This window comes from Rhodococcus pyridinivorans, from assembly GCF_900105195.1.
Taxonomy (GTDB): Bacteria; Actinomycetota; Actinomycetes; order Mycobacteriales; family Mycobacteriaceae; genus Rhodococcus; species Rhodococcus pyridinivorans.
Window position 1 is genome coordinate 442,264 of the sequence record NZ_FNRX01000002.1, and the last position, 14,016, is coordinate 456,279.

The following is a 14,016-nucleotide window of genomic DNA, read 5'->3' on the forward strand; positions in this document are numbered from 1 at the left end:
GAGATGCGCGTGGAACACGTCGACGTACTGATCGTGGGAGCCGGATTGTCCGGCATCGATGCCGGTTACCGGTTGCAGACACAGTGCCCGGATCTCGGGTACGCCATCCTCGAGAGTCGCGACGCGATCGGTGGTACGTGGGATCTGTTCCGCTATCCGGGGATCCGATCGGACAGCGACATGTACACGCTCGGCTTCCCGTTCCGCCCGTGGCGGGGCGAGAAGTCCATCGCCGACGGCCCCGACATCCTGCAGTACATCCGCGACACCGCCGCCGAATTCGGCATCGACCGACGGATCGGGTTCGGCCACAGGGTGATCGATGCATCCTGGTCGTCGGAGGACGCCCGGTGGACGGTGCGTGCCTCGACCGGGCAGGGAACCGTCGAGATGTCCTGTTCCTTCCTCTATCTCTGCAGCGGCTACTACAGCTACGAGTCGGGTTACCTCCCCGACATCCCCGGTCTGCAGGACTTCGCGGGCACGGTCGTGCATCCGCAGTTCTGGCCCGAGAACCTCGACTACGAGGGGAAGAGGATCGTGGTGATCGGCAGTGGCGCCACGGCCGTCACGCTCGTGCCCGCCCTGGCGGAGAAGGCCGAGCACGTGACGATGCTGCAGCGCTCCCCCACCTACGTGATGTCGCTGCCCGCGCGCGACCCGATCGCGACGCGGATTCGACGCCTGTTGCCGGACAGGGTGGCCCACCGCGCAGTGCGGACGAAGAACGTCGTAGCCAATCTCGGCTTCTACCAGTTCTGCCAGCGGTTCCCCTCGGCCGCGAAACGCATGTTGCGCACCCTCACCGAACGTCGCCTACGCGGCAGGATCCCGGTCGATCCCCACTTCTCACCGCGCTACGACCCGTGGGATCAGCGACTGTGCGTGGTCCCCGACTCCGACCTGTTCCGCACCCTGCGCGCCGGGAAGGCCGAGATCGTCACCGACCGGATCGACACCGTCACCGAGAAGAGTGTCCGCCTCGAGTCCGGCCGCGAACTCGAGGCCGAGATCCTGATCCCCGCGACGGGTCTGCAACTGGTGCCTGCGGGCGGAATCGAGTTCGTCGTCGACGGGGAGAAGATCGACCTCTCGGCCCGGTTCATCTACCGTGGCATGATGCTCGACGGCCTGCCCAATGCCGCGATGTGTCTCGGCTACACCAACGCGTCGTGGACCCTGCGTGCCGATCTCGCGTCCCTCTACGTGTGCCGGTTGCTGCGGTACATGCGACGCAACGGTTACCGTTCGGCGGTTCCGAGGTATTCGGGCGACGGGCGTACCCGCCCGCTGCTCGGTCTCAACGCCGGGTACATCCACCGCGCGGAAGGTGCTCTGCCCAAGCAGGGTTCGCGCAGCCCGTGGCTGATGCGGCAGAACTATCTCCTCGACCTGCCCACCATGCGGCTCGGGCGTGTCGACGAATCGATGCAGTTCACGCCCTGACCCGTCAGCGTCGGCGCGCCGCCAGGTGGACGTCGGGGAAGCGATGGTCGGCGTCGGGGCGGCCGACCGTCCGCCACACCTCGTCGAATCCGGCGTCGGACAACGCCGCGGCGAGACGATCCGGGTGCCACCGCCACGCCGGCGCCACCGCGTGATCGAACTCGACCACCTCACCCGGCGCGTCGGTGGTCTGCCCCGCGATGAGCACCACGCCGCCGGACGGAATCCGCTCCGTCCAGCCGTCGAGGATCCCGGGGATCTCGGACGGCGGAACGTGGATGAGGCTGAACCGCGCGATGATCGCGCTCGGAACCACGTCGCGGAGCTCATCGGACCCGAGTCGCGCGTCGTCCCGCACGAATCGCAGGGCGGGGTAGGCGCCCCGCGCGATGCGCAGCATCTCGGTGCTGGGATCGAGGCCGATCACGTCGAGTCCGCGGTCGGCGAGATCCGCGGCCACGTATCCGGGCCCGCAGCCCACGTCCAGCACGACACCCTGCACCTGGCTCTGGCACACCATCTCGGAGAAGGCGGCGACGGTGTGGCGTTCGAGCGGAGTCAGGTACGGATCGGGAAACAGCTCGACGTACAGATCCGCGAGGGCGTCGTATCCGGGCTGGGTCACCCCGGCATGGTACGACGGGCCGCGATGAGTTCGACCCCGTTCGCAGGTCCTATCCACGACGAGGCAGTGACCACGGGAGGGAATTCATGATCATCGTCGCAGGACATCTCACCGTCGACGCCGACAGGCGTGAGTTCTATCTGGCGACCTGCAGGTCCGTCGTCGAGGCCGCCCGTAGAGCGCCGGGCTGCCTCGACTTCGCTGTCACCGCCGACCTGATCGAGCCCGACCGCGTCTGCATCTACGAACGGTGGGAGTCACAGGCACACCTCGACGACTTCCGCGGCAGCGGACCCGACGACGATCAGGCCCGGGAGATCCGGTCGATGGAGGTCTCCGAGTACCTCGTCCCGGATGTGCAGCCGTCGAACGAGTAGTTCTCGTCGCAGATCCCGCCGGAAATCGACAGGATCTGCGCACGCCGTCAGCGTTGCTCGAGCTTCTCGTCGGGATACCGCGCGAACCGGCCGGCGTCACGTTCGTGCACGGGACCGTCGCTGTCCCAGGGCCATCCGCCGAATCCGGTGCGGCGGTAGTCCTCGAACGCCTGGCGGACACCCGCCTCGTCGTTGAGCACGAACGGGCCGTACGAGACGACGGGTTCGCCGATCGGGCGACCCTGCAGCATCAGGATCTGCGTGCCCTCGTCGCCGCCGGTGAGGTGCACCGGCACCGACGCGTCGACGACGGCCCCGTGCCCGGACTCGATCGTCCGGTCACCGATCCGCACGGGGGAACCGTTGTACACGTACAGGACCCGTTGCGTCTGCTCACCGCGCGCGGCCGGCAGTTCCCAGCCCGTACCGGACGACAGGTCGATGTTCCAGATCGCCACGTCGGTGCCGGGTCGGGACGCCCACGAATTCGGCGGGGGCGGCGGCGGAGTCACGTCGTCGAGCTCACCGGCGATGACGCGGACGGAGACGGTGCGTCCGGCCTCGTCCGAGACGATCACGGTGGGGGTGTCCTCGTTCCACAGCATCGAGAAGTGCGGATCGACGGCCTTCGACTCGGCGGGCAGGTTCAGCCAGATCTGGAACAACTCGAGCGGATTGTCCGAATCCTTGTTCAGCAGAGGGAACATCTCGCTGTGGACGACCCCGTTGCCGGCGGTGAGCCACTGCGTGTCGCCCTCACCGAAACGCGCCGCCGCGCCCACCGAATCGGAGTGGTCGACGAAACCCGAGCGCACGAAGGTCACCGTCTCGAAGCCGCGGTGCGGGTGGCCGGGGAATCCTGGGACGGTGGTGCCGTGGTACATGCTCCAGCCCGCCGGGTTGCCGAAGTCCTGGCCGAGCGGGCGGCCGTCGAGCGACGCGTCGGGTCCGAGCTCGTCGTTGCCCGCCGGATACGCGTCGACGTGGTGTGCGACGAACAGGAAGGGATCGATCGTCTGCCAGGGCATACCGAGCCGGAAGACCTGGAGTACCGGAGTAGGGGCTGCTGACGTCATGACCCGTGCAACTACGTGCCCGTGCTCTTTGTTCCGGGCGGTGTGGTGGCCTCGCTGTCGTCGAGCACGCGCGCCCCGGCGGCGAACTTCTCGACCTGGTCACCCAGCCGGATCTGCGCGGGGACGGCTCCGCCGAGCAGGTCGCGGGCCAGGGCCGGGGAGTCACCGAGCGGCAGGTCGCTGCCGGCGATGACGACGTTGCCGTAGCGGCGTCCCTTGAACATCGCGGGGTCGGCGATGATCACGGTGTGCTCGAAGACCTCACCGATCGTCGCGGCCTCACGTTTCGCGACGGTCAGGTCGCGGAAGTCGCCGCAGTTGACGACGTAGACACCGCCGGGCGCGAGCACGCGTCGGGCGTGCTGTGTGAACTGGAGGGTGGTGAGTGCGACGGGAGTGCGGTTGTAGGCGAAGACATCCCGCACGATCACGTCGCGGCTCGCGTCGGAGAGCGAGGTGAGGACCTGACGGGCCTCCCCCACCCGGATACGCAGCAACGGAGCGCGGGGCAGATCGAACCAGTGGCGGACGAGTTCGGCGAGGCGACCGTCGATCTCGACGACGACCTGCCGAGCGTCGGGGTAGACCGCGGCGAAGTAGCGCGCCATCGTGCACGCACCCCCACCGAGGTGCAGCACGCGCAATCTCGAGTCGTGTTCGAACCTGCTCTCGACGAGCATCGCGATCCACCGCATGTACTCGAACTCGAGCAGGGCCGGGTCGCTCAGGTCGATGTGCGAGCTGGGCACCCCGTTGATCTCGAGGACCCATCCGTCGGCGAGATAGCGGTCCTTGACGAGCTCGCACGTACCCGTGTCGATGTCGTACAACCCCTCGGCCGGGCCGCCCGGTGCACCCGTCTTCTCCTTGCGCGGCGACGATGCGGCGCGGCCACCTCGTTGCCTGCTCATACGACGAGCCTAGTACCGGCTCGTTTGCCTCGGATCAGAGGCATCGTGCCGACGAACGAACTCTGGTCGGGGAAGAACAGCTGGTTGAACACCAGGCTCGCAGCCGTCGCGTAGAGGAAGAAGTCGTACCACTCCACCGTGGTGCCGAGCAGGCTCGCCGCGACCACGGTGCGTAGTCTCCTGCGACGATCGAGATCGGACTCGGGTGCGGAACTGGGCTGTGACAGCGTGGTCACGGACTCGATTCCCGGTGGTGGACAGCGTGCAACCCGGCGACGCCAACCACGTCCGACACATTCACACACGGGCGGGCAACGGCCCGGTCGACTTCCAGGCCGAATACATCCAGGTCGAGAACGCCCAGCTCCAGCGCATCCCCGATCCGGTGCCGCCGCTCTTCTTCGACGGGTCCTCTCCCGCGGCCGGCACCGTCGCATCGCAGTTCTGCGACACCTATCTCACGTGGGGTGAGCCGCCGGCCGCCCTCGCCGACAAGATCGCGTGGATCCGCGGCCTTGCCGACATCCAGGGACGCACCTTCGACTACGGCATCCGCCTGCACGTCATCAGCCGGGACACCTCCGACGAGGCCTGGGCCGAGGCCGACCGCCTGCTCTCCGCGCTCGACCCCGCGACCATCGAGAAGGCCCAGCAGAGCCTGGCCCGCTCCGGTTCCGAGGGGCAGCGCCGGATGGTCGAGCTGCACGGCGGCGGCAGCGCTTACGCCGCGAGCAAGGACGCCCGCAGCCTCGAGGTCTCCCCCAACCTGTGGGCGGGCGTCGGACTCGTCCGTGGTGGCGCGGGCACCGCGCTCGTGGGTTCCCACGAGGAGGTCGCCGACCGCATCGCCGAGTACGCCGAGATCGGACTCGACCACTTCGTGCTGTCGGGCTACCCGCATCTCGAGGAGGCCTACCGCTTCGGTGAGGGCGTGCGTCCGATCCTCGAGCGTCGCGGCCTGCTCGCCCCGGCCTCCCACCGCCCGGGCGACCTGTCGGGCTCGACGGCCTTCCTGCCCTCCGCGCACTGACCATCCCTGACACATCGATACAGCACAGCTCGACACAGCGCCGGCGCGAAATGTGTCGGCGCTGTTACAGCTGCGGCCCTCGTCGTGCGGATCCGTCCGCAGCACAGAGAATGGGGCCATGCCGGACCGAGGATTCACCTCCACACAGCTCGCCGCACGCGCGGCGTACCTGCTGCGTGGGAACGACCTGGGCGCCATGACGAGTGCCGCTCCCAAGCTTTATCCACACATGTGGAGTTGGGATGCGGCGTTCGTCGCCGTGGGGCTCGCGCCGCTCAGTGTCGAACGGGCGGTGGTCGAACTCGACACCCTGCTCTCGGCGCAGTGGAAGAACGGGATGATCCCACACATCGTCTTCGCCAACGGTGTCGACGGCTACTTCCCGGGCCCGGCGCGCTGGGCGGTCTCCGAACTGGCCGCGCACGCACCGGCGCAGGTGCAGACCTCGGGTATCACACAGCCTCCCGTGCACGCCATCGCCGTACAGCGCATCCTCGAGCATTCACGACGGCACGGCCGCTCGACACGTGCTGTCGCCGAGGAGTTCCTGGATCGCCGGTGGGCGGATCTCGTGCGGTGGCACCGCTGGCTCGCGCACGCACGCGATCTCGACGGCAACAGCCGCATCGCGCTGTACCACGGGTGGGAGTCGGGCATGGACAACTCCCCGCGCTGGGATACGGCGTACGCCAACGTTATCGCCGGTCCGGTGCCGCCCTTCCATCGCGAGGATCTCGAGCACGTCGCCGACGCCACCCAGCGACCCACCGACCGTGAATACGCGCGTTATCTGTGGTTGCTCGAGGAGATGAAGACGGCGCGTTACGAGGACAGCGTGCTCGCGAAGGCCATGAGCTTCGCGGTCGAGGACGTCTTCGTCAGCGCGGTGTTCTCGCTGTCGTGCGAGGTGCTTGCAACCATCGGTGAGGAGCATTCCCGTCCCAACGCGGATGTGCGCGAGCTGTATCAGTGGGCCGAGCGGTTCCGGAAGGGCGTGATCACCACGACCGACTCCCGCACGGGCGCGGCGAAGGATTTCGATCTACGCAGCGGGAAGTGGGTCGCCACCGACACTCTCGCGATGTTCGCGCCACTGCTGTGCGGCGGTCTCGACCGGCAGGCCGAGAGGGCGCTGCTGCGCACCTTCGAAGGGCCGAAGTTCTGCGGGCATCCGGATCTTCGCTATGCGGTACCGCCGTCGACGTCCCCTGTCTCGGGCGACTTCCGTCCCCGCGAGTACTGGCGCGGACCGGTGTGGCCCGTGATGACGTGGTTGTTCTCGTGGGCGTTCGCCCGTCGTGGTTGGGCCGAACGGGCCAACGTGCTTCGCGCGGAAGGACTCCGGCAGGTGAGCGACGGCACCTTCGCCGAGTACTACGAACCGTTCACCGGCGACCCGCTCGGCAGCATGCAGCAGTCGTGGACCGCCGCAGCGGTATTGGACTGGCTCGGATGACCCGTGCGTGGTTCCGGGAGCGAGCGCGACCGGAACCACGCACGAGGTGTCAGACCCCGATACGTCCGCCGTCGGACTTCCACGCCGCGACCACGGCGGGACGCGGCTGGGAGTCGCCTCCGTCGGGCCAGTGCGAGGCCGGCGACGCCCACGACGCGTCGTCGGTCTCCCCGGGATGCTGGACGCACACCACGACCCGGCCGTCCTGCACGATCGGCCCGCACGTCTCGGCGCCGATCGGCACGGTGAGGAACTGCTTCGTCTCACCGCGGCGCGGTCCGTCGAGGACGACGCTGAACAATCCGTCGTTGGAGCCGAGTGCGTTGCCGTCGGTCGAGATCCACAGGTTGCCGTACGAATCGAAGGCCAGGTTGTCCGGGCACGAGATCGGACTGACCTGCGACTTGTCGAAGCCGCCGAAGTAAGTGTCGGCCTCGTTCGGGTCGCCGCACACGAGTAGCAGCGTCCACGTGAAGGACGTACCCGCGTGGTCGTCGTCGATCTCGAGGACCTGACCGTTCTTGTTGTTCTCGCGCGGATTCGCCTCGTCGGCCGGCGCGGCGCCGTCGACGCCGCGCTTGGTGTTGTTGGTGAGTGCGACGTAGACCTTGCCGGTGACCGGATTCGGTTCGAAGTCCTCGGGGCGATCCATCTTCGTCGCGCCCACCCGGTCGCCGGCGAGGCGGGTGAACACCGCGACCTCTTCGGCGCTCATGCCGTCGACCAGCGACTCGGCGCTGCCGTCCTCGTTCGCGCGCAGCAGCGGGATCCACTCGCCGCTGCCGCGGAACTCGCCGGCCTCGGGAAGTGTTCCGGATCCGTCGATCTCGTCCGGATGGTCACCGCTGAGCTTCGCGACGTAGAGCGTGCCTGCGTCGAGCAGGGTCATGTTGTGCCGCATCGCAGCTCGCGAGTTTCCGGGCTGCATCTTCCGCGACGAGACGAACTTGTACATGTAGTCGAAGCGTTCGTCGTCACCGCTGTACGACACGACGGTGCCGTCGTCGGTGATGTGGACGGTGGCCGCCTCGTGCTTGAACCGTCCCAGTGCGGTGTGCTTGACGGGCACCGAATTCGGATCCCACGGATCGATCTCGACGATCCACCCGAACCGGTTGACCTCGTTGGGTTCCGCGGCGATGTCGAAGCGCCGGTCGAATCGTTCCCACTTCCGTTCGGTTTCCGCGCCCTCGAGTCCGTACCGGGCGAGACGTTCGGCAACGACCGGGTCGGTGACGCTCTCGGCGTTGGCGAAGTACTGGTTGAAGTTCTCCTCGCCCGACAGCACGGTGCCCCACGGGGTGAGCCCGCCGGCGCAGTTGTTGAACGTCCCCGCGACCCGCGTGCCCGTCGGGTCGGCGGTGGTCTTCAGCAGGCCGCTGCCCGCGGCCGGTCCGGTGAGAAGGAACTCGGTTGTTCCGGTGATACGACGGTTGTATTCGCCGAATTCCGGTGTCAGGCGCCCGGTCCCGGGCTCGCCCTTCACCTGGACGACGGACAGCCCGTGACCGGCGATGCCGATGCGTACCTGTTCCTCGGTCGGGTCGTCCGCGTCGTAGTCGGCGAATATGAAGGGCTCGGTGGTGTATTCGTGATTGACGACGAGCAGGTAGGTGTCGGGTCGGCCGTCCACCGGGAGCAGACCGGCGAAGTCGTTGTTGAACCCGAACTGCTTCTCCTGTGCGGTCGCCGTCTGGTTGCCGATGTCGAAGGCCGGTGCATCGGGCAGCACCGGATCCCCCCACCGGATGACGACGTCGTTCTCGTACCCTTCCGGAACCGTCACCGCGTCATCGGTGTTCGGTGCGACCGCCGTGAAGTTCGTGCCGTCGGGCACCGGCCCGAGATCGCCTGCCGCCCCAGCGTCACTACCGGCGGCGGCAGTGGAATCGTCCGCACAGGCCGTCAGAACGCCACCGGCGCCGACGGCGAGCACGGCCATGGCCCCGCCCCGCAGGACCCCGCGACGCGAGACGGCCGCGCGCACGATGTCGCCGAAGTATTCACTGCGGGAGGTGTTCGGGACGGCGTGCGAACAGGCATCCCCGCACTTGTACTTGCACGTGATGTTCGAGCGCGACGATATGCCGTCGTGCGTGACGAACAAGGGCAGGACTCTACGGGCCACAACGTTCTCCTCGTAAATCGGTTCGACGCCGGAACCGTAGGAGCGTCAGGCGAGTCGGACGGAACGAGAAGGTGAACACCCGATGAGCATTCGGCGGCCGTGAGACGGCGGTCACAGAATGGGCCGAGGTCCGCCCGGGGCGATGCGGTCGGGATCCACGATCGGCCGGGCACCGGGACGGTCGTCATCGAAGAACGCGCCATCCGGCGACTCCTCCTCGTCGTCCTCGACCTCGCCGGGCCTGCCGTCGACGAAGGGCACCACCCGGTTCGTGATCGCGGTGTTGTATTCCGCGGGAGCCTGGATCGGATTGGCGTGTCCGGTGCGGTCGAGTTTCGACACCAGCAGCGTGCCGTCGACACCGCCGGACTGGTCGATCAGGATCCGGTGACTGTACTCGACGTCGACGACGTTGTCGTTCACGGCGTTCCGTGGCCGGAGGAACGCTATGGCGGGACGGATCTTGTCGTCGCGTTCGTCGGCGAGTGCCCTCAGGTTGTCGATTGCACCGGAGGCGACGATCGCCCGGAACTGCGATTCGATCAGTCCGTTGCTCGCGGCGTCGGTCGAGAAGATCTTGTCGTTGAGCACCTCGACCGCGACGTCGTGCAACTCTTCGGTGTCGATACGGCGGTACCACCGGTCCGAGGGGAGCACGAAACGGTCCATGCGGGCGACGACCTCGACGAGCATGCGCATGCTGCGGCTCTCCCGTGCGCCGGGCAGCCAGCCGATCCAGCGCAACAGGTCCTCACCGGCGTCGCGCGCGTCGGCCCGCACGGCGTGCAGGTCGAGCGGCGTGCAGTCCAGGATCACGCCGGTCACCTCGAGATCGGTGTCCTGATACAGGTGCTGGGCGACCTCGAGGGCGATGATCCCACCCATGCTGTGCCCGGTGAGCACGATGTTCTCGATCCCGGACCACGCGGCACGCTCGTGGATCAGGCGGCTGACGACGGCGGTGTCGAGACCGCTGTTGTCGTACTCGACCGCCCACACCTGCCCGAGTTCGCTCAGTGCGGGCAGTGCCGTGGCGGTCTCGGTCGCGTCGAGGTTGCCCAGGCCCACCAGGTCGACGACCGCCGTGTCGCGGTCCTCCCGCGTCGCCGCGTCGTGGATCGGATGTAGCTGTGGCTGCGTGAGAGCGAGTCGCTCACGGACCGGCGCGACGTCCCATGCCCAGTACTGGGTGAACAGGGCGACGAGCGGGAGCGCCGCGACGGCGGTGCGCGCGAGGGCTCGTCGAAGCCGGCCGAACCGTACCCAGTGATGACCGGCGCGGGTATCGCGGAGACGTCGCCGCCGCCGACCGTCGTCCCAGTCGTCGGCGGTGCAGGGCGGTAGCCATGGTGCGTTCGACATGCACCACCGATGCTACCGACGTACTGTGCTCGGCTCAGGGTCCGTCGGCACGGGCCGGGATCAGCTCAGCCCCGTCAGCGGGGGTGCGGAGTTGTCGTCTCGCCACGCGATGGCTTCGCGCAGTTCGGTGAGGTCGTAGTCGGGACCACCGACACCCACCGTGAACTGCGTGATCCCGAGCTCCACATAGGACGGGGCCGCGTCGGCGCCGGGCCACGAGGTGGACCGTTCGATGTCCTCGGGTCGACGACCGGCCTCGGCGCAGCGCTGCGCGAGGATCTCGGATCTCTCGGCGTGGGTCTCCATCTCGCCGAAGCTGTGCCAGATGTCCGCGTACTTCGCGACCATCGGAAGCGTCTTCTTCGGGCCGCCGCCACCGATGAGGATGGGAATGTGCCGGGTGGGCTGCGGGTTCAGCTTGCCGAGGCGATTCACGATGCGGGGCATGTACTCGGCGAGCAGGTCGAGGCGGGAGCCCTTGGTGCCGAACTCGTAGCCGTACTCGTCGTAATCTCGTTCGAACCAGCCCGAGCCGATGCCGAGGATGAGACGACCGCCGCTGATGTGGTCGACGGTGCGGGCCATGTCGGCGAGCAGGTCGGGGTTGCGGTAGCCGCCACCGGTGACCAGTGCGCCGATCTCCACGCGCTCGGTCTGCTCCGCCCAGGCGCCGAGCATCGTCCAGCACTCGAAGTGGGCGCCGTCGGGGTTGCCGTAGAGCGGGTAGAAGTGGTCCCAGTTGAACACGATGTCGGCGCCTGCGTCCTCGGCGCGGAGCACGGTGTCGCGGATGACGCCGTAATCGGGTTGCTGCTGGGGCTGTAGTTGGAGTCCGATGCGAATGGGGCGCGTCATGGAGTCCAGGTTAAGAGAGTGTGTCTCATGTGGACGGCTTCTTGAAGCAAGTGAGTGCAGCACCGAGATGGAGGAACCCGACGAAATGTTCCCCGCCGGGCTCGATAGCGATCGGCGGACGAGGGGAACGCGCACGACGATGACCTCCAGCTCGGGCGCAGCCGGACGGCGGGCCGGGTCCGGGGCCATGTCGGCAGTTTCCCGCGCGTCCTTCTCCAGAGTCGCTGCGGTCTCGGCGAACTGGTCGAGCGCGGGATTCACGCCGACGAGTGTGAATCGCGTCCGATCACGGTGACGTCGCCACCCCACAGGTCGCCGAGGATTCGGACGAGGAACGCGGTGCTGTGATCCCAGCCGTCGCGCGGGGCGCGGGCGCCGTAAGAGCCGCCGCGGGTGATGAGTAGAACGACGGGCTTACCGTCGAGGAATCGATCGCTGGCGGCGCCACCGGCAATGACAAGGTCGATCAGAGGTACTGCAGTCGGGACCGGCTGGGGATGTCGCCGAATTTACCGGCGTGAAAGTCCTCGAATGCATTGGTGATTTCCACCTTGGTGTTCATGACGAACGGTCCGCCGAGCACCACGGGTTCGCCGATCGGCGGTCCGCTGAAGGTAAGGATTCGTGCGGGGGTGTCGCCGTCGGTGGTGTCGATGTCGATGGTGGACGAGCCAGCGTGCGTGCACCCGGAGCGCAGCGCCGGCAGATGGACGAGCAGAGGGAACGAAAGCCGCACCTCGCACCTTTTGGTACCGAATGCCGTACCGAAGTGGTACCGTTTAATGTACCGGTTCAAGAGCTGGGCCGAGAGACTTCGGAGAAGGAGTACCTATGGCTGCTATCACTGCTACCGAAGCGAGAAAGAACTTCTTTCCGCTGGTCGAACAGGTCAACAAGGACCACACCCCTGTGGAAATCGTATCCAAGCGGGGCAATGCCGTCCTGATGTCGAAGGATGACTACGACGCCATGCTCGAGACCTCGTACCTGATGCAGTCTCCGGCCAACGCCCGACGACTGCTCGCCAGCATGCAGAGAGCTCGCGGAGGTGAATACACCGAAAGGGAACTCATCGAGTGAACATCACCTTCACCGACGAAGCCTGGGACGACTACCAGTTCTGGATCTCGACCGACAGAAAGCAGCTCAAGCGTGTCAACGAGCTGATCAGGGATTGCCAACGAGACCCGTACTCGGGGATCGGCAAACCCGAACGGCTCAGACATGCCCTGTCAGGACTGTGGTCTCGACGTATCGACAAAGAACACCGCCTGGTCTACGAGGTCATCGACGGTGCCCTGGTTATCATCGCCGCCCGCTACCACTACTGACCCGATCCACGGTCCGACGACCGAATCCGGGCAGGATTATCACTTCTGACTGAGCAACCGCAGACACATCCTTGCCGATGGTCGGTGTTGCCCACCGCCAGTACCGGCGAGCCGTACGCAGCGCGGATCGTCCACCCGTGCGGAGCAGTGATCTCGACGGCCAGGTCATCGCCGTGGCCGGTGCAGCGCGTGGTGATTTCGTCCGGTCGAGGTGTGGTGATCTCGGTGTCCGAGTGCGTATCCCCAGCCGAGCGCGATGCTGTCCAAATCGGTGCTGGTGCCGGTGACGACCCGGCCACTGAACGAGGTGGACACTGCCGCAGCGTCGCGCGGCTGGTCGCCGCATCCGGTCAACGCGACAAGTCCGCTCGCGAGGGCCGCCCCCGCGAGCGCCGCGCGACGCATCTGGTCGACCTGCTCACCGACGGCGTCGGCTTCGACGTCGGGGACCTCCGCCTCGATCGGCGTGGCATCCTCATCATCGAACCGACGCGTCGCTCGCGCGAGCTTCTCGCCTGGGTGAGCCGTGAGGTGTGTACGCCGACGAGTCCGGCGGCCCGACGAGTCATCCGGTTCTACCGGAACAACCGCCGCAACCGTCCGTTCGGCACGTTGAGGTCGAACGCTTTCGGATCGACACGTTCCCCGGGTTCCAAACCAAGCCAGTCGCGTATGTCCTCGTGCTTGTCTGCGGTCGGATCATTGACTGTCTCGACGAGGTGCTCCCAACCCCACGATCCCCCCGAGTCCTCGGCGGGTGCCATGCCACGCCCGGTCGTGCATACCGCGCGTGGAGCGTCCGGTTCGATATCACCGATCACCTCGACGACGATCTCGTGGATCCACCTGTCACCGAAGTCGTACTCGTAGGTCAGCTTCGAACTCACCTTCGGAAGTGCTGATCCCAGATCGTCTGCCTGTCATCGTCGAGGTCGATGTACTCGTCCACCGTCTCGATACAGTCCTCGAAGTCGGCATCCGAGCCCGTCCACAACCCCGACTCGCCGAGGAACAGGAGATATACCGCCACCTCACCGGCGATCAGAAGCCGGTCTTGTTCACCGCCCGGCACCACCTCGAGCAGATGGTCGATGTCCGATGTGCGCCACGCGGTCGCCGAGAACCGGATCGTGTCCTGAGCGAGTAAGTCCACTGCCTGCCCGACACCGACGACGTGCGCCGCGGCCATCTCCACCCCGGTGCTTATGCCGCTGTCGAGCAGCCACGCATGGAATATGGGTATGAGCCGCTGGTACTCGTCGACCGCGGTTCGGCGAGAGCGATCTGCGAGCGAGACCACCGTCCCCTGGTTCTTCTGCGCTCGCTTCTTGGCTTTCGCGGCGCGCTTCTGCCCGGCCGAACCTCTGCTCTTGTCGGACATGTGGCAGGACCTTTCATCGACGACCGGTTTCTGTCGCG

The 14,016-nt window shown here is 66.9% G+C and carries 15 protein-coding genes and 2 pseudogenes; 6 read left to right on the forward strand and 11 right to left on the reverse strand.

Going from position 1 to position 14,016, the window contains the following annotated elements; translation table 11 throughout:
• Window positions 1-3 precede the first annotated feature (3 nt).
• A complete protein-coding gene (locus BLV31_RS02675; RefSeq protein ID WP_064060755.1) occupies window positions 4-1,446 on the forward strand; it encodes a flavin-containing monooxygenase in 1,443 nt (480 codons plus the stop codon).
• Between the two features lie 4 nt (window positions 1,447-1,450).
• On the opposite strand, the gene BLV31_RS02680 is transcribed toward BLV31_RS02675, so the two are convergent.
• The gene (locus BLV31_RS02680) at window positions 1,451-2,071 is read right to left on the reverse strand and encodes a class I SAM-dependent methyltransferase (protein WP_064060754.1); all 621 of its coding nucleotides are present in this window, start codon (window positions 2,069-2,071) and stop codon (window positions 1,451-1,453) included.
• An 86-nt stretch (window positions 2,072-2,157) separates the two neighbouring features.
• Here BLV31_RS02680 and BLV31_RS02685 point away from each other — a divergent pair, with 86 nt between their 5' ends.
• Window positions 2,158-2,448: a putative quinol monooxygenase gene (locus tag BLV31_RS02685; protein WP_006550865.1), complete on the forward strand. Its 291-nt coding sequence runs from the start codon at window positions 2,158-2,160 to the stop codon at window positions 2,446-2,448.
• Window positions 2,449-2,495: 47 nt separating this feature from the next.
• Here the strand turns inward: BLV31_RS02685 and BLV31_RS02690 are convergent, their stop codons facing one another.
• The 3 genes and pseudogenes from BLV31_RS02690 to BLV31_RS02700 form a co-directional block, all read right to left on the reverse strand.
• Window positions 2,496-3,524 carry a pirin family protein gene (locus BLV31_RS02690; RefSeq protein WP_371850690.1) on the reverse strand — a complete coding sequence of 343 codons (1,029 nt, stop codon included), beginning with the start codon at window positions 3,522-3,524 and terminating at the stop codon, window positions 2,496-2,498.
• Window positions 3,525-3,535: 11 nt separating this feature from the next.
• Window positions 3,536-4,435 (reverse strand): spermidine synthase, encoded by a 900-nt coding sequence (locus BLV31_RS02695; RefSeq protein WP_006550863.1) that lies wholly within the window; start codon window positions 4,433-4,435, stop codon window positions 3,536-3,538.
• Between the two features lie 41 nt (window positions 4,436-4,476).
• A pseudogene (locus BLV31_RS02700) lies at window positions 4,477-4,671 on the reverse strand (MFS transporter); the annotation flags it as partial.
• Window positions 4,672-4,742: 71 nt separating this feature from the next.
• On the opposite strand from BLV31_RS02700, the pseudogene BLV31_RS02705 reads away from it, so the two are divergent.
• Window positions 4,743-5,465: pseudogene (locus BLV31_RS02705) on the forward strand (LLM class flavin-dependent oxidoreductase); the annotation flags it as partial.
• Window positions 5,466-5,583: 118 nt separating this feature from the next.
• Window positions 5,584-6,921: a glucosylglycerate hydrolase gene (gene ggh / locus BLV31_RS02710; protein WP_064060751.1), complete on the forward strand. Its 1,338-nt coding sequence runs from the start codon at window positions 5,584-5,586 to the stop codon at window positions 6,919-6,921.
• Window positions 6,922-6,970: 49 nt separating this feature from the next.
• Here ggh and BLV31_RS02715 read toward each other — a convergent pair whose 3' ends face one another.
• The 4 genes from BLV31_RS02715 to BLV31_RS25690 all read right to left on the reverse strand — a co-directional run bounded on the left by BLV31_RS02715 (window position 6,971) and on the right by BLV31_RS25690 (window position 12,002).
• Window positions 6,971-9,049, reverse strand: coding sequence for a PhoX family protein (locus BLV31_RS02715; protein ID WP_064060750.1), 2,079 nt, complete (start codon window positions 9,047-9,049; stop codon window positions 6,971-6,973).
• 111 nt (window positions 9,050-9,160) lie between these two features.
• Window positions 9,161-10,411 (reverse strand): alpha/beta fold hydrolase, encoded by a 1,251-nt coding sequence (locus BLV31_RS02720; RefSeq protein ID WP_064060749.1) that lies wholly within the window; start codon window positions 10,409-10,411, stop codon window positions 9,161-9,163.
• A gap of 60 nt (window positions 10,412-10,471) precedes the next feature.
• Window positions 10,472-11,266 carry an LLM class F420-dependent oxidoreductase gene (locus BLV31_RS02725; protein WP_019290512.1) on the reverse strand — a complete coding sequence of 265 codons (795 nt, stop codon included), beginning with the start codon at window positions 11,264-11,266 and terminating at the stop codon, window positions 10,472-10,474.
• Window positions 11,267-11,732: 466 nt separating this feature from the next.
• On the reverse strand, window positions 11,733-12,002 hold the full coding sequence (locus BLV31_RS25690) for a pirin-like C-terminal cupin domain-containing protein (protein ID WP_064060748.1): 270 nt from the start codon (window positions 12,000-12,002) through the stop codon (window positions 11,733-11,735).
• Between the two features lie 95 nt (window positions 12,003-12,097).
• On the opposite strand from BLV31_RS25690, the gene BLV31_RS02735 reads away from it, so the two are divergent.
• Complete coding sequence (locus BLV31_RS02735) at window positions 12,098-12,346, forward strand: type II toxin-antitoxin system Phd/YefM family antitoxin (protein WP_060652490.1); 249 nt, start codon at window positions 12,098-12,100, stop codon at window positions 12,344-12,346.
• A complete protein-coding gene (locus tag BLV31_RS02740; RefSeq protein WP_024102500.1) occupies window positions 12,343-12,597 on the forward strand; it encodes a Txe/YoeB family addiction module toxin in 255 nt (84 codons plus the stop codon). Before BLV31_RS02735 ends, BLV31_RS02740 begins: the two co-directional genes overlap by 4 nt.
• Window positions 12,598-12,762: 165 nt before the next feature.
• Here BLV31_RS02740 and BLV31_RS24905 read toward each other — a convergent pair whose 3' ends face one another.
• The 3 genes from BLV31_RS24905 to BLV31_RS02755 all read right to left on the reverse strand — a co-directional run bounded on the left by BLV31_RS24905 (window position 12,763) and on the right by BLV31_RS02755 (window position 13,978).
• The gene (locus BLV31_RS24905) at window positions 12,763-13,002 is read right to left on the reverse strand and encodes a hypothetical protein (RefSeq protein ID WP_064060747.1); all 240 of its coding nucleotides are present in this window, start codon (window positions 13,000-13,002) and stop codon (window positions 12,763-12,765) included.
• Window positions 13,003-13,172: 170 nt separating this feature from the next.
• The gene (locus BLV31_RS02750) at window positions 13,173-13,484 is read right to left on the reverse strand and encodes a plasmid pRiA4b ORF-3 family protein (protein WP_064060746.1); all 312 of its coding nucleotides are present in this window, start codon (window positions 13,482-13,484) and stop codon (window positions 13,173-13,175) included.
• The gene (locus BLV31_RS02755; RefSeq protein WP_064060745.1) at window positions 13,481-13,978 is read right to left on the reverse strand and encodes a hypothetical protein; all 498 of its coding nucleotides are present in this window, start codon (window positions 13,976-13,978) and stop codon (window positions 13,481-13,483) included. The genes BLV31_RS02750 and BLV31_RS02755 overlap by 4 nt, the downstream gene beginning before the upstream one ends.
• Window positions 13,979-14,016 lie beyond the last annotated feature (38 nt).

Excerpts from the sequence above, each read along its gene's own strand:
- BLV31_RS02675 (WP_064060755.1), top strand. The coding sequence starts at position 4 with ATGCGCGTGGAACACGTCGACGTACTGATCGTGGGAGCCGGATTGTCC.
- BLV31_RS02685 (WP_006550865.1), top strand. The coding sequence starts at position 2,158 with ATGATCATCGTCGCAGGACATCTCACCGTCGACGCCGACAGGCGTGAG.
- BLV31_RS02690 (WP_371850690.1), bottom strand. The coding sequence starts at position 3,524 with ATGACGTCAGCAGCCCCTACTCCGGTACTCCAGGTCTTCCGGCTCGGT.
- BLV31_RS02695 (WP_006550863.1), bottom strand. The coding sequence starts at position 4,435 with ATGAGCAGGCAACGAGGTGGCCGCGCCGCATCGTCGCCGCGCAAGGAG.
- ggh (WP_064060751.1), top strand. The coding sequence starts at position 5,584 with ATGCCGGACCGAGGATTCACCTCCACACAGCTCGCCGCACGCGCGGCG.
- BLV31_RS02720 (WP_064060749.1), bottom strand. The coding sequence starts at position 10,411 with ATGTCGAACGCACCATGGCTACCGCCCTGCACCGCCGACGACTGGGAC.
- BLV31_RS02725 (WP_019290512.1), bottom strand. The coding sequence starts at position 11,266 with ATGACGCGCCCCATTCGCATCGGACTCCAACTACAGCCCCAGCAGCAA.
- BLV31_RS02735 (WP_060652490.1), top strand. The coding sequence starts at position 12,098 with ATGGCTGCTATCACTGCTACCGAAGCGAGAAAGAACTTCTTTCCGCTG.
- BLV31_RS24905 (WP_064060747.1), bottom strand. The coding sequence starts at position 13,002 with ATGCGTCGCGCGGCGCTCGCGGGGGCGGCCCTCGCGAGCGGACTTGTC.
- BLV31_RS02755 (WP_064060745.1), bottom strand. The coding sequence starts at position 13,978 with ATGTCCGACAAGAGCAGAGGTTCGGCCGGGCAGAAGCGCGCCGCGAAA.